Source organism: Pontibacillus salipaludis (assembly GCF_014642405.1).
GTDB classification, from domain to species: Bacteria; Bacillota; Bacilli; order Bacillales; family BH030062; genus Pontibacillus; species Pontibacillus salipaludis.
Window position 1 is genome coordinate 48,517 of the sequence record NZ_BMIN01000004.1, and the last position, 23,135, is coordinate 71,651.

General features: G+C 41.1%; 17 protein-coding genes. 7 read left to right on the forward strand and 10 right to left on the reverse strand.

The features are described from left to right. Positions 1 to 4: 4 nt before the first annotated feature. Positions 5 to 1,441 carry an NAD(P)H-binding protein gene (locus tag IEW76_RS05920; protein WP_188651840.1) on the forward strand — a complete coding sequence of 479 codons (1,437 nt, stop codon included), beginning with the start codon at positions 5 to 7 and terminating at the stop codon, positions 1,439 to 1,441. An 818-nt stretch (positions 1,442 to 2,259) separates the two neighbouring features. Here the strand turns inward: IEW76_RS05920 and IEW76_RS05925 are convergent. From IEW76_RS05925 to IEW76_RS05960, 8 genes are all read right to left on the reverse strand, one after another. Continuing rightward, the gene (locus IEW76_RS05925; protein ID WP_188651842.1) at positions 2,260 to 3,702 is read right to left on the reverse strand and encodes a carbon starvation CstA family protein; all 1,443 of its coding nucleotides are present in this window, start codon (positions 3,700 to 3,702) and stop codon (positions 2,260 to 2,262) included. A 233-nt stretch (positions 3,703 to 3,935) separates the two neighbouring features. After that, the gene (locus IEW76_RS05930; RefSeq protein WP_188651844.1) at positions 3,936 to 4,667 is read right to left on the reverse strand and encodes a LytR/AlgR family response regulator transcription factor; all 732 of its coding nucleotides are present in this window, start codon (positions 4,665 to 4,667) and stop codon (positions 3,936 to 3,938) included. Next, on the reverse strand, positions 4,664 to 6,403 hold the full coding sequence (locus IEW76_RS05935; RefSeq protein ID WP_188651846.1) for a sensor histidine kinase: 1,740 nt from the start codon (positions 6,401 to 6,403) through the stop codon (positions 4,664 to 4,666). The genes IEW76_RS05930 and IEW76_RS05935 overlap by 4 nt, the downstream gene beginning before the upstream one ends. A gap of 108 nt (positions 6,404 to 6,511) precedes the next feature. Then, positions 6,512 to 8,224 (reverse strand): thiol reductant ABC exporter subunit CydC, encoded by a 1,713-nt coding sequence (cydC, locus tag IEW76_RS05940; RefSeq protein WP_188651848.1) that lies wholly within the window; start codon positions 8,222 to 8,224, stop codon positions 6,512 to 6,514. After that, positions 8,221 to 9,954 carry a thiol reductant ABC exporter subunit CydD gene (cydD, locus tag IEW76_RS05945; protein ID WP_188651850.1) on the reverse strand — a complete coding sequence of 578 codons (1,734 nt, stop codon included), beginning with the start codon at positions 9,952 to 9,954 and terminating at the stop codon, positions 8,221 to 8,223. The genes cydC and cydD overlap by 4 nt, the downstream gene beginning before the upstream one ends. 286 nt (positions 9,955 to 10,240) lie before the next feature. Next, complete coding sequence (locus IEW76_RS05950; protein WP_188651852.1) at positions 10,241 to 10,450, reverse strand: helix-turn-helix transcriptional regulator; 210 nt, start codon at positions 10,448 to 10,450, stop codon at positions 10,241 to 10,243. A 168-nt stretch (positions 10,451 to 10,618) separates the two neighbouring features. Next, positions 10,619 to 11,527, reverse strand: a complete 909-nt coding sequence (locus IEW76_RS05955) for a ketopantoate reductase family protein (protein WP_188651854.1) — start codon at positions 11,525 to 11,527, stop codon at positions 10,619 to 10,621. Positions 11,528 to 11,545: 18 nt separating this feature from the next. Then, positions 11,546 to 12,538, reverse strand: a complete 993-nt coding sequence (locus IEW76_RS05960; protein ID WP_188651856.1) for a zinc-binding dehydrogenase — start codon at positions 12,536 to 12,538, stop codon at positions 11,546 to 11,548. A gap of 130 nt (positions 12,539 to 12,668) precedes the next feature. Between IEW76_RS05960 and IEW76_RS05965 the strand changes: the two genes are divergently transcribed. The 4 genes from IEW76_RS05965 (at position 12,669) to IEW76_RS05980 (ending at position 16,948) form a co-directional block, all read left to right on the forward strand. Beyond that, a complete protein-coding gene (locus IEW76_RS05965) occupies positions 12,669 to 12,806 on the forward strand; it encodes a hypothetical protein (RefSeq protein WP_188651858.1) in 138 nt (45 codons plus the stop codon). Positions 12,807 to 12,903: 97 nt separating this feature from the next. After that, positions 12,904 to 13,863, forward strand: a complete 960-nt coding sequence (locus IEW76_RS05970; RefSeq protein ID WP_188651860.1) for an MBL fold metallo-hydrolase — start codon at positions 12,904 to 12,906, stop codon at positions 13,861 to 13,863. 15 nt (positions 13,864 to 13,878) lie between these two features. Next, a complete protein-coding gene (locus tag IEW76_RS05975; protein WP_188651862.1) occupies positions 13,879 to 14,811 on the forward strand; it encodes an aldo/keto reductase in 933 nt (310 codons plus the stop codon). An 847-nt stretch (positions 14,812 to 15,658) separates the two neighbouring features. Beyond that, positions 15,659 to 16,948 carry a GntP family permease gene (locus IEW76_RS05980; RefSeq protein ID WP_188651864.1) on the forward strand — a complete coding sequence of 430 codons (1,290 nt, stop codon included), beginning with the start codon at positions 15,659 to 15,661 and terminating at the stop codon, positions 16,946 to 16,948. Positions 16,949 to 17,680: 732 nt separating this feature from the next. On the opposite strand, the gene IEW76_RS05985 is transcribed toward IEW76_RS05980, so the two are convergent. Both IEW76_RS05985 and IEW76_RS05990 read right to left on the reverse strand, forming a co-directional pair. Further along, positions 17,681 to 18,457 carry a 3-hydroxybutyrate dehydrogenase gene (locus IEW76_RS05985; protein WP_188651866.1) on the reverse strand — a complete coding sequence of 259 codons (777 nt, stop codon included), beginning with the start codon at positions 18,455 to 18,457 and terminating at the stop codon, positions 17,681 to 17,683. Positions 18,458 to 18,629: 172 nt separating this feature from the next. Continuing rightward, positions 18,630 to 19,658, reverse strand: a complete 1,029-nt coding sequence (locus IEW76_RS05990) for an LLM class flavin-dependent oxidoreductase (RefSeq protein WP_188651868.1) — start codon at positions 19,656 to 19,658, stop codon at positions 18,630 to 18,632. 344 nt (positions 19,659 to 20,002) lie between these two features. On the opposite strand from IEW76_RS05990, the gene IEW76_RS05995 reads away from it, so the two are divergent. Together IEW76_RS05995 and IEW76_RS06000 are read left to right on the forward strand one after the other, a co-directional pair. Further along, positions 20,003 to 20,578 (forward strand): TetR/AcrR family transcriptional regulator, encoded by a 576-nt coding sequence (locus IEW76_RS05995; RefSeq protein WP_188651870.1) that lies wholly within the window; start codon positions 20,003 to 20,005, stop codon positions 20,576 to 20,578. Between the two features lie 73 nt (positions 20,579 to 20,651). Beyond that, the gene (locus tag IEW76_RS06000; protein ID WP_188651872.1) at positions 20,652 to 22,859 is read left to right on the forward strand and encodes a YhgE/Pip domain-containing protein; all 2,208 of its coding nucleotides are present in this window, start codon (positions 20,652 to 20,654) and stop codon (positions 22,857 to 22,859) included. Positions 22,860 to 23,135: the final 276 nt, after the last annotated feature.

A 23,135-nucleotide genomic window follows, 5' to 3' on the forward strand; every position in this document is an offset into this window, starting at 1 on the left:
TATTATGAGCGAAACCAAAAGACGTCCCGTCGTAGCTCTAACCGGAGCAAGTGGGTATATTGGTCAAAACCTATTAAAGAAGCTGACGAAATATGCCGATGTCATTGCTCTTTCAAGGAATGGAGATCATAAACAAGATACAGAACACGTCACTTGGCGTTCATGTGATCTATATTCGATGGCTGATGCGGAGAAAGGGTTAGAAGGAGCAGATTTCGCGGTCTATCTGGTTCATTCTATGCTACCTTCAGCTAAACTCACACAAGGATCGTTCGAAGATATGGATGTTATTCTAGCAGATAATTTCGCTCAAGCTGCCAAGAAACAAGGTTTACACCAAATTGTTTATTTAAGCGGCATTATACCGGAGTCAGAGAAGTTATCTAGGCATCTAAGAAGTCGTTTAGAAGTAGAAGAGATTTTAAGAGCCTATGGAGTACCTGTCACTACAATTAGAGCCGGTTTAATTGTAGGACCCAAAGGCTCATCCTTCCCCATCCTTAAGAAACTTGTTAAACGACTACCTTTTATGGCTCTACCAAAATGGACAAGAACGAAGACTCACCCTATCGCTCTAAAAGAAGTCTTACACGCTTTAAATAAAAGCATTGGAAATGACCGGCTATCAAATAGAGCAATCGATGTTGGCGGACCTGAAATTATGACCTACCAGGATATGATGGTTCAAACAGCAGAATCGTTAGGGAAAAACCCTCGTATTCTTCCTGTTCCATTTATGACGGTCAATTTATCCAGGCTATGGGTCAGCCTGACGACCGGAACGCCAAAAGAAATGGTCTATCCACTAGTAGAAAGTCTTGTTCACCCTATGACCGCCAAGCCTGAGAATATGGATCCTGAAGTCAGCTATGGTCAAATGAGCTTCAAAGATGCTGTCCAAACTGCAATTGAAGATGAGAAACAAGAAGAAGAAAATCAAAAACCATCCAAAAACACTCAGGGAATAAAGATGCCCGCTGTTCAACATGATGTTCGGTCAGTTCAGCGAATTCTACTACCTGAAGGTAAAAACGCTGATTGGGCTGCTCAATATTATGTTCATTGGTTATCTACTACCCTAGATCCTTTCGTCCATACAGAGACAGATCATGAAGACAATACTCAAATATGCCTTCGCCTTAGTCGAACACCTTTATTAGAACTCAGTTATTCACATGAGAGAAGCACATCGGATCGAGCGCTTTTCTATATTACGGGTGGATCTTTCCAAAACACTAAACGAAATGTAAGAGGCCGCCTCGAGTTTCGAAAGATTCCGGGAAAGCAAGAATGTATCGTAGCCATCCACGATTATATGCCATCACTACCTTGGTTCGTTTATAAATATACGCAAGCTAAAGCCCATCTAATCGTCATGTACTGGTTCCGTAAACACATCGAGAAAATGATTGAGCAATCACGCGTCCCCCATTCCGTTTAACGAAAGGCTCTGTTAATGTTTATAGTTTTTTTATTTGTTTCATATAAGTATCCTTATATGGGAGACTCGAGGCTTAGACACTTTTGTGTAGATAGGCCCGTTACGTTTGGTGAGTGCTTGGGGTGTCTGGGGAACGACTCGCTTTCCGCGGGCGAGCTGTCGAGCCTCCTCGGGAAACCCACCCTGCGGGGTCTCGTCGACCTCTTTCTCCCGCAGGAGTCTCCCCGTTCCCCAGACACCCCTGCTTCGTTTTACGAACGGCCCCACATCTTAAGTATGATGAGAGTTGCGAGGTATCTCCCCATAAAGCATGTTTCCGTTACACCATATTTGGAAGAGGTGGTTCGGGAAATTGCGAGACTCCTGCGGCAGTAGGAGCCTAGGGGAGACCCCGGAGGGAGCGAATGCGACTGAGGAGGCTCCCCAGCTCGCCGCGGAAAGCGAGTGATTTCCCGAACCACCTCCTGCTCTAATAACGCAAACGGAAACACTCTCTCAGCTTCGAGTCTTCAACAATCCTTCCCTATTCTTGAACAAACCTATTATAAAAAAACAACCGCAAACTTTAACAGAGCCTAACGAAAAAGCCCCTTACCTTAAATAAAGGTAAGGGACTTTTTATATGAAGGAGGAATGTAAATACTGAATAGATTCAGTAGTATTACCATTAATTTAAACGAATGCAATCCATATAACACAGGTGGAAATGACGATAGCTATCACCTTTCCCCATAAAGGAATGTCTTCATTCCCCTTTTCATTCACTTTTTCTTCTTGCTTTTCGACTTCCTTATTAAAGTTCGGACTACAACATCCCATTATGCTGTCGTCTTCCACTCTTCTTCAAGTGGAATATTTTTATTGAGTCCACGTCGGGCTGCGGTAAAGAAGGAGGCAACTATACTAACCGTTATGATGGCAGCGAGAACATAAGATAGGTTGAGAGATAATCCAAAACCAATCTGAGCATTAAGAATATAAGTGAATGTTGCCATAGTCATGAATGTTGCAGGCACTGCCGCAATCCAGTAATTTTTACGAGATAAGAACAAGTACATTGCGCCAACCCATAATGCAATAACCGCTGTAGACTGATTCGCCCAGGAGAAGTATCTCCAAAGAAGTGTAAAGTCAACACGCGTCAGTACAAAGGAAATGACAAATAACGGAACAGCAATCCATATTCTGCTTACAATTTTCTTCTGAGAAACATTAATGTAATCTGCAATAATCATACGAGCACTACGGAACGCTGTGTCCCCAGAAGTAATTGGAAGAACAATAACACCTAAGACTGCCAACGTACCACCAACTGCTCCAAGCATCATAACAGACACTTCACTTACTACTGCAGCTGGTCCTCCATTTGCAAGAACTTCGTTTAGACCTTCTGAACCATTAAATAGGCTCATAGCGGCGGCTGCCCATATCATTGCAATAATTCCTTCAGCAATCATCATTCCGTAGAAGATGCGACGCCCTTGTTTCTCTTGCTGTGTCGTCCGAGAAATAATTGGTGTCTGAGTTGCGTGGAATCCAGATAAAGCACCACATGAAATCGTTAAGAATAATAGCGGGAAAATTGGCGCATTGTCTGGGTGCATGTTCGTTAGTTCAATTTCAGGAACAGGTGCTCCTGTAAATACAAGTGAAAGTCCTACTCCAACAGCACTAATCACTAAGAATGCACCAAAGATTGGATAGAAGCGTCCGATAATCTTATCAATCGGAAGCATCGTGGCAAGTAAATAATAAGCAAATATCGCTAACAGAATAACAGGCAACGAAAGCCAACTGCTCGCCATATTATGAATTAAATCTGCGGGTGCCGTAACAAACACGGTACCTACAAGAATAAGAAGTAAAATCGTAAATGCATTAACAACATGTTTCATAACTTTTCCGAGGAACTTCCCTGCAAGTTCAGGTAAGTGAGCACCACGGTTACGAATGGAAATCATGCCCGTTAAATAATCGTGTACAGCACCTGCAAATATGGCTCCAAATACGATCCACAGGAAAGCAACAGGTCCATAGAGAGCTCCTAAAATCGGACCAAAGATGGGACCAACTCCTGCGATATTTAGTAATTGAATTAATGAGTTTCTTTTTTCGCCCATAGGCAAGTAATCCACACCGTCTTCATTTGTATAAGCTGGTGTCTGACGATCAGTATTAACTCCAAAGACTTTTTCTACATACTTTCCGTACGTCAAGTAACCAACAATTAATAGAACAATACTAACTAGAAATGTAATCATAGAACGATTCCTCCCTCACCTTTTCTGTAATCGCTTACAAAAAGTATAACAAGTAACCGTTTACAATTAAGGGATTTTTGTTTATCATGTCAGGATTTTTGATTAAGATGTTGTAATGTGAACCTAAGATGTATCCTTACTCTCGATTAAATCACACTGAAGAGTGACCGTTAAACACAATTAGGCTCCTTGTTACCAAGAGAGCTAATTGACTTTCTGTAAAAACCCTATCATTATAGTTCTAAGTGCTTCCTTAACTCTTTTACGTAGTTCCGACTGACCGATAACTGCTCTTTCCTTCCTCTTAGTTCTAGTTGGAAAGCTCCATTAAACCACGGAACAAGTCGCTCAACGTACTGTAAGTTCACGAGATAACTCTTGTGAATTCGGAAGAAAGAGAAAGGCTCTAACCGTTTCTCCACCTCTTTTAAAGACCATTTTGTTTCATAAGTCCTCATTTGGTCTACTATTTTCGTTACACGTCCGTCACGAAAAACGTACATAATATCCGCTGGATTTAAGTAAGTGATTTCTTCCTCCTCTTCAACTGCAAGTTTAGAAGGAACAGAGCTCTTCTCCACCATTGGTTCAGTTCTTAGTCTTCGTTCTAAACGAGTTACTGTCTGATTGATTTGCTCTTCCTCAAATGGCTTCAGTATATAATCGACCGCTTCATGACGAAAAGCTTCTACTGCGAAATCTGGGTAAGCCGTAGCAAATACAATCTCAGGCACTTTTTTCAGTTCATGTACTGATTTTGCCACCTCAAGACCATCCATCTTCGGCATTTCAATATCTAAGAACAATACATCTGGTTGCAATTGCAATGTTTTCATAACAGCTGCTTCCCCTGATTCCGCTTCTCCAATCACTTCTAAAATCTCATATTCCTTTAGCAAAAACACAAGTTCCTCACGACTAAAGCGCTCATCGTCTACAACGAGTACTGTTATACGTTTCCTCATAACTGTCCCTCCTTCCTTGGGAGTATGAAGGAAATAGTTGTCCCTTCTCCCCACGTACTCTCAATATGTAACCGAGCATCATCCCCATACATGTGAACGAGTCGCTCATTCACATTAAACAAGCCAAGCCCAGTTCCTTTATCCGACTCTACTTGAGTTAGACCTAGGTCTCTTAACTTTTCTGGAGCAATCCCTTGTCCATTATCTGTTACAGATATAAGCACGCCTTCTGTATGATTGTGAAGCGTTACATAAATTTCAGCTTGCGCTTCCTGATTTTTCACTCCGTGTTTAATACAATTTTCTACTAAAGGTTGTAATGATAAAGGAGGTATATGAGCATCGAGTGCTTCTTCATCCACATCGTAGTTCACATGAAGCTGATCCACAAACCGGGTTTCTTCTATTAACAAATAAGCCTTAACATGCTGAAGTTCCTCTTCTAAGGTGATCCACTTACGTGTGGTGGCGCTTAAGTTTTGCCTGAAGTATCTGGATAACGCTATTAATACAGATCGGGCTCTTTTAGGTTCAGTTCGTATGAGCGAAACGATGACATTTAAAGAATTAAATAGAAAATGAGGATTGACCTGCGCTTGTAAAGCTTTCACTTCTGCTTCTCGCGCTAATTCTTGTGCTTTCTCCGCTTCTGCAATCTCAAGCTGTTGACCTAAAAGGGCGCTAAGTCCTTGAATCAGTTCAAGCATAACATTTGAAATTTCCTTTTCAGATCGAACGTAAAACTTTAACGTACCGACCACATCATTCTTCCTTTTTAAAGGGGCAATAACAGCAGCGCCTAAAGGACAATCGGGCTCTGTACAATGAATATCTTCATGTTTGACGATTTTTCGCTCCCCGGTTTGAATCACATCTCTAGTAGCCGAAGTTTGAATGGCTTCACCCGTCTTATGATGATCATCTGCGAGCCCCACATGCGCCAGAATAACCTCATGATTTGTCATGGAGATGGCGCTTACGCCCACTTCCTTATAAATAATTTCACATGCTTTTTTAGCTGAGGATTCATTCAAACCTTTCCTCATATAAGCAATGGTTGATTCCGCCAGTTTTAACGCCTTTTGAGCTTGAAGCGCTCCTACTTTTTCTTCCTCATTTAGAACATTTCGAATAATTAATAGAAATAGAGCTGATCCTACTCCATTAGCTACGATCATAGGCAAACCAATCTCTTGCACTAACTCAAAGGCCTGGTTAAATGGCTTTGAAACCCCAAGAATAATCATCATTTGAACTGTTTCAGCCAGGGCTCCTACAAACAATGCAGTCTTTAGACGTAAAGGCTTATTCTTTTTATAAAAGGCTCCAGCTAAACACCCCGCTACAACAGCTGAGATCCCACAAGCAAGCCCAGTGAATCCACCTAATGAGAATCTATGCAGCCCTGCAATAAGTCCAGCTCCGATTCCAATCTGATAACCTCCAAATAATCCAGCTGCTACGATTCCAATAACCCTTGAGTTAGCAATCGCTTCATCCCCACTAACCTGATAAGCAAAGGAACCGTACTCAAAAGATAACGTATCATATGTAATGCCTGTATAGGTTCCGATCATTCCAAATACGCCGAAAAACGCAATCGCTACGTATCGTTGCTTAGAGGTAAGAGTTTTCTTATCTACTAACTCTCTAAAGAAGCGAAACCTTGTGATGACAAAAGCGACTGTTACAATAATGCCCAACCGCTCTAACATCGGTAGAAATAATTCAAGCACGCTCCCCACCCCTCTCTTGTAAAGATAAACCTATTGTAGCATGCATAGCTCTAAAATATAAAAGCAGCTTTAAGATCCTTTAATGGAACCTCAAAGCTGCTTAAAAACTTACACAAGAACTTCTTTTTCGATTTGTTTCATTCGATAAAAATACCCTTCATGCTTCAATAATTCTTGATAAGATCCTGATTCTACAATTTCACCTTGATCAAAAACAATGATTTGGTCCATGTGTTCAAGACCGACAAGTCTGTGGCTAATGAGAAGAAGCGTATCATCCTGCGCTTCGCGAAAAACGCGCTCTAGAACCGCTTGTTCGGTTACAGCATCAAGTGAAGAAGTTGGCTCATCAAGCAACCACAGCCGCTCCTTCTTCAATAGAGCTCTAGCAATGGCTAACCGCTGTTTCTCACCTCCGGATAAGTTGTCACCCTTCTCTAAGATTGTCTGATCCAAATCAAAGTTTTGCATGTGTACGTACTCAAGTACTCCGTGAAGTTCTTCATCTGTAGCTTCTTCTTTAGCTATTAGAAGGTTTTCTCGCAACGAACCATAGAAGTAGTGATTCTCTTGTTGAACCACATTTGTACGAGCCCAAATGTCTTCCTGGCTATAGGAATCTTGAGATATCTCATCATACAATACCGTTCCGCTTGTAGGGGTATAAAATTTTAAAAGCAACTGGAAAAATGTAGATTTCCCAGAACCACTAGCTCCTACAATTGCAGTCTTCGATCCAGCCGGTATATGAAGATCTACATCCTGAAGAGAACTCCTTTTCTCCTCTGGAAAAGCAAACGATACACTTTTCATAGTCAATGAAAAAGGCTTGTTACTAGGTAGACTTTTCGTAGGCTCACCTATCTCTGGTTTATCCTGAACGACTTCATGAAGTCGCTTGGCTGCTCTACGACTATCTTCAAAGTGAGCAGGTACTAATGCCATCGGTACAGCATTCTCGAACACCGTTAAAGAAATCATAATCAGCATAGCTAAGAACACACCGTCTAATTCATTGTTTGAAACAAGATAGGCCCCAAATGCAATCACAAGCCAAGATACAAGCAGTGTAACCATACTATTCATCGATTGATGGTAAGTAGCCATTTTCCCTTCTTTCTCTTGCTCATCAATATAACGAGCAGATGCTTGCTCTAATTCCTCTTTCTTGGTTCCTAGTTGTTGATATAACTTCAAATCCATAAAACCATATAAGAACTCTGTGACTTCACTAGATAAAGCCCCACGTTCTTCTCGCAGGCGTGTTTCGATTCTTCTTTGCTTAAAAGCAAACCACGCTGGTAATAAAAATCCCGTTACAAAGAGACCGACTAGTAACAAGACAGCAACGGTAACTGAATAAAATACAGTAAAGAAAATAGTAGCAAGAAAGATAAACCCAAGAACGATAGGGGGATAATAAACTCTCAAAAAGAAATTTTGCAACCGATCAATATCCCCAACGATCCTCGATAACAAGTCTCCAGATTTGTACTTCTGAAAAATCGCTGGTGCCAAAGGCTCTAACTTTTCATAGAAATGAACACGCAATTGGCTAAGCATAGTAAATGTAGCTCGGTGTGAATATAAACGTTCTAGATAACGACCAAAGGCACGCGCAAACCCCATAATTTTTAAAAAAGCAATCATAAGAGAAAGGGTATAGATAGGAGGTAGCAGGGCTGCTTTTGAAATAAGGTAGCCACTCGAAGCAAACAGCGCAACTGCTGTAATACCAGCTAAAAAGCCAAATAAAACAGATAAATAGATATCTCTCTTCTCAACCATCATATCCTTCATTACCGCTCTAAGTTCATTCATGTCGTCATACCTCCCTGCTGCGTCTTCACCATCGCACGATAGAAAGGATTATTCTCTTCAAGCTCTATGTGAGTCCCCTTTTGAACAATCGCTCCATTATCCATATATATAATCTGATCTGCATGTTTAATCGTATGGAGTCGATGGGCAACAGTAATGATTGTTGCACTTCGACTAAGCTCTTGAATAGAGGACTGCAAAATCCGTTCTGTCTGCAAATCTAGCCCTGTGGTCGGTTCATCAAACAAGATGATAGACGGTTGTTTTAAGAAAGCACGAGCTATGGCCACACGCTGTTTCTCTCCACCTGAAAGACCACGTCCTCCTTCTCCGACAAGTGTATCGTACCCATGTTCTAAAGACTCTACTAGTGGCGCAATTCCTGCTTTTATAGCAGCCTGCTCAACAGCTTCCCTCGAAACCTCTCCTTTTTTACCCACTGCTATATTTTCAGCAATCGTTCCTGAAAAAAGAAACGGGTTCTGAGATATATAACTGACTTTGTCAAACCACTGTTCCTCTTTTATATCAGAACGCTCTAAATCATCTACCCAGACAGATCCTCCAGATAGTGGGAGAAGACCCGCTAGCACATGAAGAAGTGTCGTCTTCCCTGAACCACTCTTCCCCACTATAGCTGTTTGACTGTATGGTGGAATGTCTGCTTGAATATCTCTCAATTCAAATCCTTCAGCCTCATACGCAAAACGAACATCATGCAATCGTATATAAGGAGGAATGTCCTTTCGTCCTAGAGAGCCATCTCCCCACTCTACTTCTCGATCCTCTGTATTTAGTACATCGGCAATTTTTTGAGCTGCCCCCATACTGCCACGTCCTGTATGAAAAGCCTGGCCAAGATTTTTTAGAAACAAATAGAATTCGGGTGCTAATATAAGTACAAAAAAGGCTGTGGAAAACGTGATTGATTGAAATAACACAAGTCTTAAACCAATTTCTAATGCAATTAAACCGATACTAAGCATAGAAATGAGTTCTAGCATAAGAGAAGATACAAACGCGATTTTTAAAACTTCCATGGTTGAATCTCTAAAGTCTAAGCTGCTCTTCTCGATTAATTCTTTTTGCTTACGAGATTGACCGAACAGCTTCAGTGTTGATAATCCTTGAAGGGTATCTAGAAAGCGACCAGAGAAAACAGCCATTTTATCTAATTGTTCTTCAGACTTTTTCTTTGTCATAATACCAATAATGATATAAAAAAGGGGTATAAACGGAGCGGTAATCATCATGATAAGTCCTGAATAGATGTGCTCCATAGAAACCACAACAAGAATCATCACGGGTACAATGGATGTTTGAATAACTTGTGGAATGTATTGGCTGAAGTAGCCGTCAATTTCATCAACAGCGTCTAGTACGGTACTTACTTTCTGCCCTGATTGCCCTTCCATAGATGTTTGGAGTGGATTTTTAGAGAATTTATATACAAGTTGTGATCTAAAATATTCCTTTACTCTGGATGCCATCTTAACCCCGGCTCGACCGTTCCAATAGGTTAATGCCGAACGAGCAACTAAAACGAACAATAACCCAATAAGATCAGGGATAATGTCCTCAAAACTTGCACCTTTGAGAAAAATTTGATCAACAATGGATACAAAGAATAATGCTTGAGCAATAACCGTTATCCCTAACAGAAGAGAAGAAACAATAAGCAATAACCTGGTAGCCTTTTGTTTCTTAGCATGTTGTTTTAATACATTCATAGTGATCCCGTCTCCTTGCATCTCTCTTTCAGTTCTTTATGTGAATAATTTCACATTTCCTCTTTTGTATTATAAAAGAAATATCCTTACTATGCATGAATTTTGCCTATATTTATTGTAAAAATAGGAGTATTACTCCATTAGTGTTTATTAAGCCTCCCCGAACTATTCACCAAATAAAAAAAGCCCCCTTCGTTAGAAAAGATACTTTAACAAACTAAAGGGTGCCAGACACCCTTCAGTTCTTTATCGCAATAAAGGATTTAAGCAATAGATCTTGCGGGAGTTACTTTATATTCTCATCATCCTCAAAGATAAAGAGATCCTCGATCGTACAGCCGAATACTTGTGCTAGTTTATGAGCCAGTACAAGTGAAGGCTTATACTTCCCTTTCTCGAGTGATATTATGGTTTGCCTGGATACTTGAAGCTGTATAGAGAGGTGTTCCTGAGTGATCTGGTTAGCTTTTCTTTTTTCCTTAATCAAATTTTTCATTCCATCACCTTTAAGGTTTATCGTACTTTACGTAAAGTGTACGTGAAACCGCTCCCCTACGTCAAACTCACTTTACCTTTTCCATGCTCTTTTTTCCTGTACAAATATAAAAGGGTATTAAAAAATGAGCATTCTATTAAATGCCCATTTTTTAAGGATCTTTGCTATTTATGAACTATAAACCATTAAATTGCCATGGATGGCTGATAATAAAGGAGAATCTATGGAATGCGATTCCGCTGCTTCTAACAAATAACCATAGAAATGCTCTGCCTCGACTGGTTGCCCTTTTTCCATATCCCTTTGCATCGATGATTTCATACGATAATCCATTTGGTGCATCTTATCTAAAAGTGATGTTTCAACTTGATCTTTAATAGGTGCATTTAGATCTCTCATAATTGCAGATATATTATATAAAACGTCATTCATCACTTTTAATCCCTCTTCACTCTCGCGAATAGGTCCGATTGGGGAGCGAAATAGTGATGTCACACCCGACATCGTGGAAATAAACAAGTATTTATGCCACATTTCCTGTTCAATAGTAGAAGACAATCTAAAGTTCGCTTTAGTACCACTAAAAGCCTTCTCTAATTCCTCTATCCGTTCTGTTCTTTCTCCATTTCGCTCTCCAAAGACAAGGTCGTGAATGGGACTGGTTTGAACCACTTTTCCACTTGCATCTAATGTCGATTCAATAAAACATAGTCCTCCGAGAACATTGGTAGCACCAAATGCTTGGTCAAGCTTTTCCATATGCGCCATACCATTCAATAGTGGTAAGATCATTGTGTCGTTTGAAGCAAAAGGCAACAGATCTTCCATTACCGCTTCTAAATGATACGCTTTTGTAGATAATAGAATCACATCAAACGGCTCTACCTGTTCCTCTTTGGTAATGATTGAAGGATGGAGATCAACGTCACCATGCACACTTTCAATCTCTAATCCACTTCCAAGTATCTGCTCTTTCCTTCCCTTACGCACAAGAAAAGTAACATCTTCCCCCTTCTCAAGTAGCCGTCCTCCGAAATAACCCCCTACTGCTCCTGCTCCTACAACTAATATTCTCATACGATCCCCCTTGTCCTTTTAGCCTATTGTAAAACCAATCTTACCAAAGTTTTTCGAGTCTCTTATATACGCAAACGCCTCTTGATAATCAGATAGAGCAAACATTTTATCTACTTCCGGTGTTAAGCTATGATTGGTAATAAAGTCTAGCATGTCTTGAAATTCCTCTCGACTCCCCATGGTTGAACCAAGTAAATTATATTGTCCATAAAAGAATTTGCGAATATCAATCTCGACTTTATCTTCTGTCGTCGCACCAAATGTGACTACCGTACCGCCTCTTTTCACAACTCCAAGCGATTTCTCAAACGTCGCTTGTCCGATACTTTCGACTACCACATCCACTTGTTCCTCAGCTAACTCTTCTTCCCAATCAGAAAGGGTTGGAATAGCAAGGTCAGCTCCTAACTCTTTAGCGGTTTCAAGCTTCTCTTCGCTTCGTGACGTTACGATTACCTTAGCTCCTATTGCTTTGGCAAACTTTAAAGCAAACGTCAAAACACCACTTCCAATACCAGGAAGAAGCACGGTGTCCCCTTCTTTCACTTTCGCTCTTGTAAATAAAACCCGGTATGCTGTAAGTGCAGCAAGCGGTAGAACACCCGCTTCTTCCCAGGACAAATGTTGAGGTTTCTTTTCAATATTCTCTTCCGAAACTACGATATATTCTGCAAATGTACCGTCATCAGGCAGCCCTAAAATTTCAAATCCTTGTGGGGGCGCATCGCTATTATGCTTCCACCCTAAACCGGGGTTAATGACTACCTCATCCCCAATGCTCCATCCTGTTACACCTTCACCAAGCTCTTCAACTACACCAGCACCGTCTGAACCTAATATTAAAGGAGGCTGCTCGATCTTGTGGCGACTTGTTACTGCAAGATCTCGTCGGTTCAAGCCTGCTGTTTTAAGTCGCACCTTCACTTTCCCTTTATCTACGTGCGGCGCCTCACACTCTTCATAATGTAATCCGTCTAATCCTTCTATTTCTTTATGTATAATCGCTTTCATAAACTGTTCACTCCTTTTCGAATGTGTATGACTCTTTTTATCATAACAATTTTACTGAAATCTAGAAAAACATTTCCCTTCATACTTTTTGTAAAACAACAAAATCTATCCCTATACTGGAGGTGATACTATGAATAAGGATAAAGAAACGAAGAAACCTGCACGTAAAGAGCAGCCCACCTCTCTTCATGAACAATTTATTAATAAAGCAGAAAAAACCGATCGTAAAACCTTTGACCGTGAAGGATTTTTAGGAAAAGGGTATTAGCCAAGATAAGAACTCACCTCTCTTTGAAAGCGTTATACTGTTCAATAATCTGAATGTTTTGTAAAATGAAGATACTATTCAGAGAGAGGTGACATTTATGGAAGAAAAAGCTCCAATCTATCTTGGACACCGCACTTACGTAATCGATGGTTTTGACCTGGGCATGCCTGGGCGTACGGGTATATATGTTATTGATGATAAAGACCTTACCCTGGTAGAAACCGGCCCATCCCCATCTGTACCTTACATAAAGAAAGGGCTCGAAGATCTTGGGTTTAAGCTAACGGATGTAAAGAATATTATCCTGACCCACATTCACCTTGATCATGCTGGTGGTTCCGGTTTATTGCTACAAGAATGTCCTCAAGCCACCGTCTATGTCCACCCGAAAGGGAAACGCCATCTAATTAACCCTTCTAAACTCATTGCTGGAGCGAAACAAGTATACGGGGATCAGTTCGAGCCCTTATTCGCTCCAATACTACCTATCCCTGAAGATCGGATTAAGATTGTTAATGAGCAAGACGAACTACAAATTGGCCCAACTGCAACTTTAACCTTTTATCATACACCAGGGCATGCAAACCATCATATCTCTATATATGATTCTGAAAGCCAGGGGCTTTTCACCGGAGATGCTTGTGGCATTCGTTACCAACATACGGAAGAACACAACGTTTCTTTATATTTGCCTTCTACCTCACCAAATCAATTCGATCCATTTGTAATGCTTGAAACGATAAAAAAATTAAGCCTTCTCCCCATAACTCGCATTTACTTTGGTCACTTTAGTATGTCAGATCAGCCTAATGAAGTGTTTAAATCTGTTGCAAAGTGGTTACCTATCTTTATGGAAGCAGGCCATGAATCTGCACGTGAAGGCGAAGACCTGACTAAGTTAAAAAAGCGTCTTCATGAAAAGGTTGCGGTTTACTTAGATTCAAAAGGAGTTCCAAGAGATCATGCCATATATAGTGTTCTAGAACTTGATTTTGAAGTATCAGCTATGGGGATTGCAGATTACTTGGAGAAAACACAAGCCCTTCCAACTAATTAAAAGGAGCGACTCGTAATGGAAACACAAACTAAAATCGGGAAGACGAACCTACTTGTCAATCCAATCGGCTTAGGTACGAATGCGGTTGGGGGCCATAACATCTACCCTGACCTAGATGAACAAGTCGGGAAGGATTTAGTTAAGACTGCATTAAACAATGGTATAAACTTTTTAGATACTGCCTTTATCTATGGTCCTAAACGTTCTGAAGAGCTTATAGGTGAAGTTCTAAATGAAACTGGCAAACGTGAAGAAGTTATTTTGGCTACAAAGGGTGCTCACCAGTTCGTAGGAGAAGATGTAGTATTTGATAATTCTCCTGAGTTCTTAAAGGAAGCTGTTGAAAACAGTCTTAAACGACTTCAAACAGATTATATCGATTTATTCTATATTCACTTCCCTGATGAAAACACCCCAAAAGATGAGGCCGTAAGAGCACTTAAAGAGCTGAAAGATGAGGGAAAAATCAGAGCAATTGGAGTTTCGAATTTCTCACTAGATCAATTAAAAGAGGCCAATAAAGAAGGACATGTGGATGTTGTTCAGGGAGAATATAACCTGTTACAACGTGACGCTGAGAAAGAATTACTCCCTTATATACAAGAAAATAACTTATCTTTTGTCCCATACTTTCCATTAGCTTCTGGTCTTCTTGCTGGTAAGTATGATAAGAACACAACATTTAACGATATTCGTGCTAACATGCCACACTTTCAAGGTGAACAGTTCGAAAAAAATCTAGAAAAGGTTGATCAAGTTCGAACAATTGCAGAGAACCATCAAGTTGAAGTAGCCCATGTTGTACTAGCTTGGTATTTAACTCGAGATGGGATTGACACCATCATTCCAGGAGCCAAACGATCAGACCAAGTTGTGAATAACCTAAAAACACTAGATGTTCAGCTATCACAAGACGAAATCAATACAATTGACCGCATCTTCTCCTAACCAAAAGCATGCACAGGCTCCTTAGCCTGTTCATGTTTTTTTATTTGCTGAATTACCATGCAATTATCATCTATTCCTCAATAGGGCAGGATTGTTGAAGACTTGAAGTAGAGGCTGAGTGTAAATGGGGCCGTTATTTTGTTGAGAGCTTGGGGTATCTGGGGAACGACTCGCTTTCCGCGGGCGGCCCCACACGATGTGGGATCGTTCGACGTTGGCTATTGACGTGACGGTTTTAATCGAACTTCCTCTTTCTTTTTAGAGCTTCCTCGGGAAAACCACCCTGCGGGCTCTCGTCGACCTCTTTCTCCCGCAGGAGGCTCCCCGTTTCCCAGAAACCCCTTATCAGAATATGAATAACGTCCCCTCAGCTCGAGTATGGAGGGACTTCAATAATCCATCCCCCCTAATTTAGCATGCTTTCGTTCCTTCTATATATGGCAAAGGTGGTTCGGGAAATTGCGAGACTCCTGCGGCAGTAGGAGCGAGTCTAGTTCCGGCGTGGAGGACCTAGCATGATAAGTCATCTTTTTTCCAAAGGCTAAACGCCTTTTCCAAAAAGCTGCCTTATCCGTACGGTCCTAGGCACCACGCCTGCACTTTTCAATCTAGGGGAGACCCCACAGAGAGCGAAAGCGAACGAGGAGGCTCCCCAGCTCGCCGCGGAAAGCGAGTGATTTCCCGAACCACCTTATTCTCATGTTGAGCCAACGGAAGCATTCTCTCAACTTCGTGTCTACTACATAAGGAGGGTATATGGAAAAAACTTAATTCCACAGCGTGATCGATAAAATGCAAATGAATGGGACATAGTAAAACAGATAACTTAAACATCAGGAGGTTTACTATGCTCAGTATTATTATTGGTCTTATCCTCTTAATGGCTCTAGCATACTTAGGCTGGTCAATTATATGGATCGCCCCTCTTGTGTCAGGAATCGTAGCCCTCTTAAGTGGGATGAACATACTCGATGCCTACACAGGAACGTATATGGAAGGGTTTGTAGGATTTGCAAAGGACTACTTCCCTATTTTCTTGTTCGGTGCGATCTTTGGGAAACTTATGGAAGATACAGGAGCAGCTCAATCTGTTGCTTATAAAATCTCAAGCGTAATCGGACAAAAACGCGCCATATTAGGAATGCTTCTTTCAGCAGCTATCTTAACATACGGTGGAGTAAGCTTGTTCGTTGTTGTATTTGCTGTATATCCTTTAGCTGTTGCGATGTTCAGGGAAGCCAATGTCTCTCGTAAATTAATACCTTCTACCTTTGTATTAGGAGCATTCACTTTTACGATGACGGCCATCCCAGGGACACCGCAAATTCAAAACATCATCCCTATTAATACATTTGAGACGGATACGATGGCAGCCCCTATTCTCGGCATAGTTGCTGGATTAATAATGGCTATAGGTGGCTATGCGTACTTAAAATTTCGTCAGAAGCAACTTGATGCTAAAGACGACAAATTCACAGAACCTGAAGGAGATAATCAGGTTAAAGAAATTAATGAAGATGAACTTCCAAATTGGATTTTATCTGTCATCCCACTTATTGCGGTTGTGGTAACATTAAATGTTTTTAAAGACCTTAGCATCTTAGTGGCTCTATTATTCGGGATTATCCTTATCATGCTCTTTAATTTTAAAGACTATAAAGATTTCATTCCTGCTATTAATGGGGGAGCATCTGGATCCGTAATGGCTACTATTAATACAAGTGCTGCCGTAGGATTTGGATCTGTCGTTACTGCTTCTCCTGGATTTGAAACAGTAAAAGAATTAATCTTTGATATTCCTTTAAGTCCATATTTCTCTGAAGCGTTTGCGGTGCAATTGCTCGCTATGATTACAGGTTCCGCTTCTGGAGGTATGGGAATCGCACTTGAAGCATTGGGTGAAGAGTATTATGACATAGCGGTTGAACAAGGACTAAGCCTAGAAGCTTTCCACCGCATTACCTCTGTAGCATCAGGAGCATCGATCCTGCCACATAACGGAGCGCTTCTCACCTTATTTACGGTTACAGGTTTAACACACAAAGATTCTTATAAAGACGTTTTCGTCGTGGGACTCCTCATCCCAATGGTCGCAACAATTGCGATTATATTCCTAGCCATGATGGGGATTAATTAATCACTAAGTATGAACAAGAGCTTGAAGTCCAAGCTCTTGTTTTTTGTATTCACTAATAGTGATGTTTGGATTAAATGATAACCATCTGCTCCAAAAGGACAATAATCTTGATTATTCGATGCTGAGAGAATGTTTCCGTTTGCTTTAATTGAGTTTAAGGTGGGCCTGGAAACCACTCGCTTTCCTGCGGGGAGCTGCCTCCTCAACCGGCAAAGCCGGTCTCCGGGGTCTCACCTAGATTGAAAAGTGCAGGCGTGGTGCCTAGGACCGTACGGATAAGACAGCTTTTTGTAAAAGGCGTTAAGCCTTTGTAAAAAAGATGACTTGTCTCGCTAGGTCCTCCACGCCAGAACTAGACTAGGCTCTTCTGCCCACGGGAGTCTCGCAGTTTCCAGGCCCACCTTTCCCATATAAGGACGAACGAAAACATGCCACATAGGAGAGCTTTAAACCTTCTCATACAACGTGTGGGGCCGTTCATCTCTTTTAAGCCAGGGCTTGCTCGGGGACTGCGAGACTCCCGCGGGAAAAGGAGCCTAGGGAAGACCCCGCAGAGAGCGTAGCGAATGAGGAGGCTTCCCAGCTCCCCGCAGGAAAGCGAGTTGTCCCCGAGCAAGCCCAAGCACTCATAAGCGTAACGGCCCCTTCCACATTTGCGGGAATATATGGATATATTCAGAAATAAATAATGCCCTAGAGCTTATATACTCTAAGGGCATAAGTATTAAAGTTTTATTGAACCGTGTAACCGCCATCAATAACAGCAGCTTGACCGGTGATACTTTTTGCTTTGTCGCTTACTAAGAAAATAGAGTAATCTGCAATTTCTTGTACTTGAAGTAAACGCTTCTGTGGTACAAGAGGGTAGATAACTTCTTCTAATGCTTTTTCTTTATCAATATTTCTAGTCTTTGCTAGGTCTTCTAACTGATTTTGAACAAGTGGTGTGTCTACATAGCCTGGGCAAATGGCATTGACCGTAATGCCGTGGTCTGCGCCTTCTAAAGCCGTAACTTTTGTGAGTCCAATTACACCATGTTTTGCACTATTATATCCGGCCTTACCTGCAAATCCAATTAATCCATTGATGGAAGCCATATTTAGTATGCGGCCATAGCCTTGTTCTTTCATGTGAGGGAACGCGTATTTGATTCCGAAGAAAGGTCCCTTCAACATAATGTCCAAGATTAATTCATATTTCTCACTTGGAAATTCTTCAACTGGAGCTACATGTTGAATTCCAGCATTGTTTACAAGGATATCAATAGAACCAAACTTCTCTACGGTTTTTTCAATGGCGTTCTTAACGTCTTCTTCCTTAGCTACATTCGCCACTACACCTTCAACAGTATGACCTTGAGACCTCAATTCCTCTACAGATTTATTAAGTGTTTCTTCATTGATATCATTTAACATAACCTTTGCACCAGCTTTTGCAAACTCAGTCGCAATTTCAAAGCCGATTCCCTGACCAGAGCCAGTAATAAGAGCAGATTTTCCTTCAAGCATTCATACTTCCTCCTTTAAATGTACTCTAGATTACTTTGCCCAAATTTCTCAATTCAAATAGATCAATCACAAAAAATTATATTTCACCTTAGTAAAGGGATGAAGCGTGACTGGCACCCTTCATCCCTTTACTACATAAAAAAAGAGCAGACGATTGTCTGCCCTTTTACTCTTATACTCCTTTAAACAGTTCAGCTACAATTTCATAAGAACGACGACGAGCTTCATGATTGTAAATCTGGGATATCACCATGACCTCATCGGCACTAGTCTTTTCAATAAATGACTCGAGCTGATGTTTTACAGTTTCCTTACTCCCTATAATGGAAGAACCTAGTTGTTGCTTTAATGCTTGCTTCTCCCACTCCGTCCAAATGCCTTCCATTGAATCAACAGGCGGAGGTAATGGAGATTCATTCTTACGTATTAGGTTTAAGAACTGCTGTTGAAGCGTTGTGGCTAACCTTTCTGCTTCTTCATCCGTTTCAGCAGCAATTACATTTACTCCTACCATAGCATGTGGTTTCTCTAAAGCGCCTGATGGCTTGAAGGTTCGTCTATATAAATCTAAAGCTGGCACTGTGTCTTGAGGAGAAAAATGACTCGCAAAAGCGAATGGCAATCCTTCTTCCCCTGCTAGTTGTGCACTATAGCCACTTGAACCAAGTAACCAAATTGGAATATCCAACCCTTCACCAGGATAAGCACGGACGTGAGGATTCGCTGGACCACGAGAGGGATCGAAGTAACTTCGAAGCTCTTCTAATTGATCCGGAAAATCATGAGGACCGCTTTGACCACCGCGTCGCAAGGCATGAGCGGTTAACTGGTCTGTACCTGGCGCTCGTCCTAACCCTAGATCAATGCGCCCAGGGAATAAAGACTCAAGTGTTCCAAACTGTTCCGCAATAACAAGAGGGGCATGGTTTGGAAGCATCACTCCCCCTGAACCCACCTTGATTCTAGATGTTTGAGAAGCTACATGGCCAATTAAAACAGAAGTCGCAGAGCTAGCAATAAACGGCATATTATGATGTTCAGCAAGCCAGTAGCGATTGTAACCTAGGCTTTCAGTATGCTGAGCTAAATCTACAGTTCTTTTGAAAGAATCAGCTGGTCCTCCGTCTTCACGTATTGGCGCTAAATCCAATACGGAAAAAGGAATAGACTGCAACCGACTTGTTTGATTTTGTTCGCTCATTGTTTCATCTTCTTTCTTTAAAGTATGATGATGGTAAGCATAGTTCCCTTACCCAGTATGAGACAGTGTAACAAGATTTCTTTCGTGTGCCTAACGACTTGCTCACTCCCCCACTATTTTAGACGGGACCGATATGTTATTGGAACTAGAGGTGTCTTTGAAACGGACTCGCTCCTAAGCCTTGCGGTGGTCACTTTAACCTACACACTATCTTAAATTCACCTTTTTAAATAAGAGGAGGAGTAAAGTCAACACTATAAAAAGGACTTGCATGAAAAATTAAAAGGTGTATAATCAAATTTAGACAAAATGACTAAATCGTTCAAATGGTCAGGTGATAAAAAATGTCCAATGAAAGAAAACAACAAATCATTAAAGCGGCAAATCAATCGTTCGCTACATTTGGGTACAAGGCAACGACTATGGATCACGTAGCTAAAGCAGCCAATGTAGGGAAGGGAACAATTTATAACTTCTTCAAAAACAAAGAGCAACTCTTCCAAGAAATCATATCCAACCTTTTGTTAGAGATGAAAACGCAAGCTGAATCGGTTATTGATGATCAAAAGCCACTAAAGGAAAACGTTCATCTAGCTTTATACGAGCTACTTCAGTATCGACGTAGTCATCAGCTTACAATCCAAATGGTACAAGAGGCAAAGGAAATGGGTACAGCTGCCGTTCAAGAGGCTCTGGCAAATGTAGAGGGCTTAATTACAGCTTACCTTAGGGAAAAGATTGAGCAAGCTATCGAACGTGGTGATATACGTCCTTGCCATCCAGAAATGACAGCCTTTATGATGTTCAAGCTCTACACAGCATTTATTATTGACTGGGAAGAGCGTCATCAACCACTTGAAAAAGAAGAAATCATGCACTTATTTGATGAATACGTGTTTAAAGGGTTATCACCATCTTGATGATCCTTTTCTTTTTTTGCCACAAGATGACCAAATGAACGATTTAGTCATTTATTATTTAGGAGGAATTTAAATGAATGGTTTTAGACTATGGCTATCTGAGCTAAAGCATATTGGTAGCAATAAAAAGATACTCATTCCATTTATAGCGGTATTAATGATCCCGCTCATATATAGTGGTATGTTCTTATGGGCCTTTTGGAATCCCTATGGAAGCATGGATCAACTCCCGGTTGCTATTGTCAATTCAGATGAAGGGGCAGATTTTAACGATGAACCTCTTACGGTAGGAAAGGAATTTGTTAATAATTTAGAGGACAGTGGAGATTTCAAATATGATGTTGTGTCAAAGGAAGAAGGGTATGATGGGTTAAAGAACCATGAATACTACATGCTAGTTGAAATCCCAAAGAATTTTTCCGCTTCTGCTACAACCATCTTAGACGAGAATCCTGAGAAACTTCAGTTAAAATATGTCCCGAATGAAGGATTTAACTTTCTCTCTGCACAAATTGGTGAATCAGCAACGGAACAAATGAAAGGTAAGTTAGCAGACGAAATGTCCGAAACATATGCTAATGCTATGTTTGCTCAATTTAATGAATTAAAGACCGGCCTAGCTGATGCTAGTTCAAAAGCAGGTGAATTGAACAACGGAGCAAAGGATCTTGATTCAGGAGCACAAGAATTAAAAGATAAGCTTAAAACATTTACTGATAAGCAGCTCCAGTTCACTGATGGAACAAAAGAATTACGTCAGGGCACTGCTCAAGTAGCAACGGGGGCAACAGACCTCAATCAAGGTCTAACTGCTCTCCAGGATGGATACAGTGAAATCATAAATGGAGCTGATGCGTCTAAAAACGGAGCTATTCAGTTACGAGATGGGCTCTCCCAGTCGAAAGATGGTGCTGCTCAACTTGAGCAAGGACTAGATCAGCTTGTTCAACAATCTGGCGGACTAGAGCAATCTACCAAAGACCTTACTGCTTCTTTACAAACTCTTAAACATGGCGCACAACAAGTAGACCAATCTGCTGCAACCCTCTCTGAAAAAGTGGGCGGACTGAAAGACGGATTGGCACCTGTTATTGAACAAATGCCAAAAGAAGAACAGGAAAAGATTTTAGCTCAGCTTGAACAATTAAATCAAGGAGCTCAACAACTAGCAGGGGCTACAGGACAATTAGCATCTGGTTCACAGAAAATCGTAGACAAAACAGCTGCTCTTCCCAATCAAATGGCTTCTCTTTCAGAAGCTCACACTACGTTAAAACAAGGAGCTACAGCTCTATCAGCTGGCCAGACAGATTTGTTTAACGGTGCTTCTGATCTAGTTCAAGGGGAAGAGAAACTTGTCGCTGGTATCCAAACATTCAACGATAAATTAGGTAATGCAAATGCTGGTGCTTCTGAATTAGCAACTGGCGCGAACCAGGTCAATCAAGGGGCTAATGAACTCTTTACTGGTTCTTCTCAATTAGCAGACGGATCTCAAAGATTAGCAAAAGGTGCGAACGATCTCTCAAGCGGTACCAATGAATTGACGACTGGAACAAGTGAATTTGAGAACAACCTTTCTGAAGCAAGTTCAAAAGCACAAGACGTACAAACGAGCATGAAGACAGAAGAAATGCTCGCTAAACCAGTCGGTCTGGATAAAAACAGTGTAAATGAAGTCCCTAACTACGGGACTGGATTCACTCCTTATTTCTTATCTCTTGGTTTATTTGTTGGAGCTTTAATTATTACCATTGTTTATCCCGTGAAAGAACCATCAGCTGCGCCACGAAATGCATTCAGTTGGTTCTTTGCAAAATTCGGAGTTCTAGTAAGCGCAGGTTTGATCCAAGCTGTTATCGCAGCTAGTGTGATCCTATATGGATTAGGCCTTGAAGTAGCAAGCGTTCCCTACTTCTATCTCTTTAGTATTCTTACGAGTCTTACCTTTATGGCAATGATTCAAGTCCTTGTTACCACACTTGGAGATCCAGGACGATTTATAGCCATTTTAATCCTAATCATGCAATTAACAACAAGTGCTGGAACATTCCCACTAGAACTGATTCCAGAACCATTACAAATGTTTAATCCAGTGTTACCTATGACGTATTCTGTTGAAGGATTTAAAGCTGTAATATCCGAAGGTGATTATAACCTAATGTGGCAAGACAGTAGTATCCTAGCCATCTTCTTACTCGGATCCGTAATCATAACAATCAGTTACTTTATAGTAGCTATGAGAAGAAAACGACTCACTTCTGTAGAGAACGTTGCCTAATAAAAAAGCTATGTTAAAGCTTAATGTTGTTATTCTTTATAACAAACTTGTTCAAGAATAGGACAAATTGTTGAACTCGAAGCTGAGACACTTTTATTGTGTGTGGGGCCGTTACGTTTATTGAAAGCTAGGGGTGTCTGGGAAACAACTCGCTTTCCGCAGGCGAGCTGTCGAGCCTCCTCGTGAAAACCACCCTGCGGGGTCTCGTCGACCTCTTTCTCCTGCAGGAGTCTCCTCGTTCCCCAGACACCCCTTATCAGAATATGAATAACGTCC

Bases quoted from the DNA above. Each gene is read 5' to 3' on its own strand.
- IEW76_RS05970 (WP_188651860.1), top strand. From the start codon at position 12,904: ATGGAAGAAAAAGCTCCAATCTATCTTGGACACCGCACTTACGTAATC.
- cydC (WP_188651848.1), bottom strand. From the start codon at position 8,224: ATGAATGAACTTAGAGCGGTAATGAAGGATATGATGGTTGAGAAGAGA.
- IEW76_RS05980 (WP_188651864.1), top strand. From the start codon at position 15,659: ATGCTCAGTATTATTATTGGTCTTATCCTCTTAATGGCTCTAGCATAC.
- IEW76_RS05955 (WP_188651854.1), bottom strand. From the start codon at position 11,527: ATGAGAATATTAGTTGTAGGAGCAGGAGCAGTAGGGGGTTATTTCGGA.
- IEW76_RS05950 (WP_188651852.1), bottom strand. From the start codon at position 10,450: ATGAAAAATTTGATTAAGGAAAAAAGAAAAGCTAACCAGATCACTCAG.
- IEW76_RS06000 (WP_188651872.1), top strand. From the start codon at position 20,652: ATGAATGGTTTTAGACTATGGCTATCTGAGCTAAAGCATATTGGTAGC.
- IEW76_RS05925 (WP_188651842.1), bottom strand. From the start codon at position 3,702: ATGATTACATTTCTAGTTAGTATTGTTCTATTAATTGTTGGTTACTTG.
- IEW76_RS05985 (WP_188651866.1), bottom strand. From the start codon at position 18,457: ATGCTTGAAGGAAAATCTGCTCTTATTACTGGCTCTGGTCAGGGAATC.
- IEW76_RS05920 (WP_188651840.1), top strand. From the start codon at position 5: ATGAGCGAAACCAAAAGACGTCCCGTCGTAGCTCTAACCGGAGCAAGT.
- IEW76_RS05995 (WP_188651870.1), top strand. From the start codon at position 20,003: ATGTCCAATGAAAGAAAACAACAAATCATTAAAGCGGCAAATCAATCG.
- IEW76_RS05975 (WP_188651862.1), top strand. From the start codon at position 13,879: ATGGAAACACAAACTAAAATCGGGAAGACGAACCTACTTGTCAATCCA.
- IEW76_RS05930 (WP_188651844.1), bottom strand. From the start codon at position 4,667: ATGAGGAAACGTATAACAGTACTCGTTGTAGACGATGAGCGCTTTAGT.
- IEW76_RS05960 (WP_188651856.1), bottom strand. From the start codon at position 12,538: ATGAAAGCGATTATACATAAAGAAATAGAAGGATTAGACGGATTACAT.
- cydD (WP_188651850.1), bottom strand. From the start codon at position 9,954: ATGAATGTATTAAAACAACATGCTAAGAAACAAAAGGCTACCAGGTTA.
- IEW76_RS05965 (WP_188651858.1), top strand. From the start codon at position 12,669: ATGAATAAGGATAAAGAAACGAAGAAACCTGCACGTAAAGAGCAGCCC.
- IEW76_RS05990 (WP_188651868.1), bottom strand. From the start codon at position 19,658: ATGAGCGAACAAAATCAAACAAGTCGGTTGCAGTCTATTCCTTTTTCC.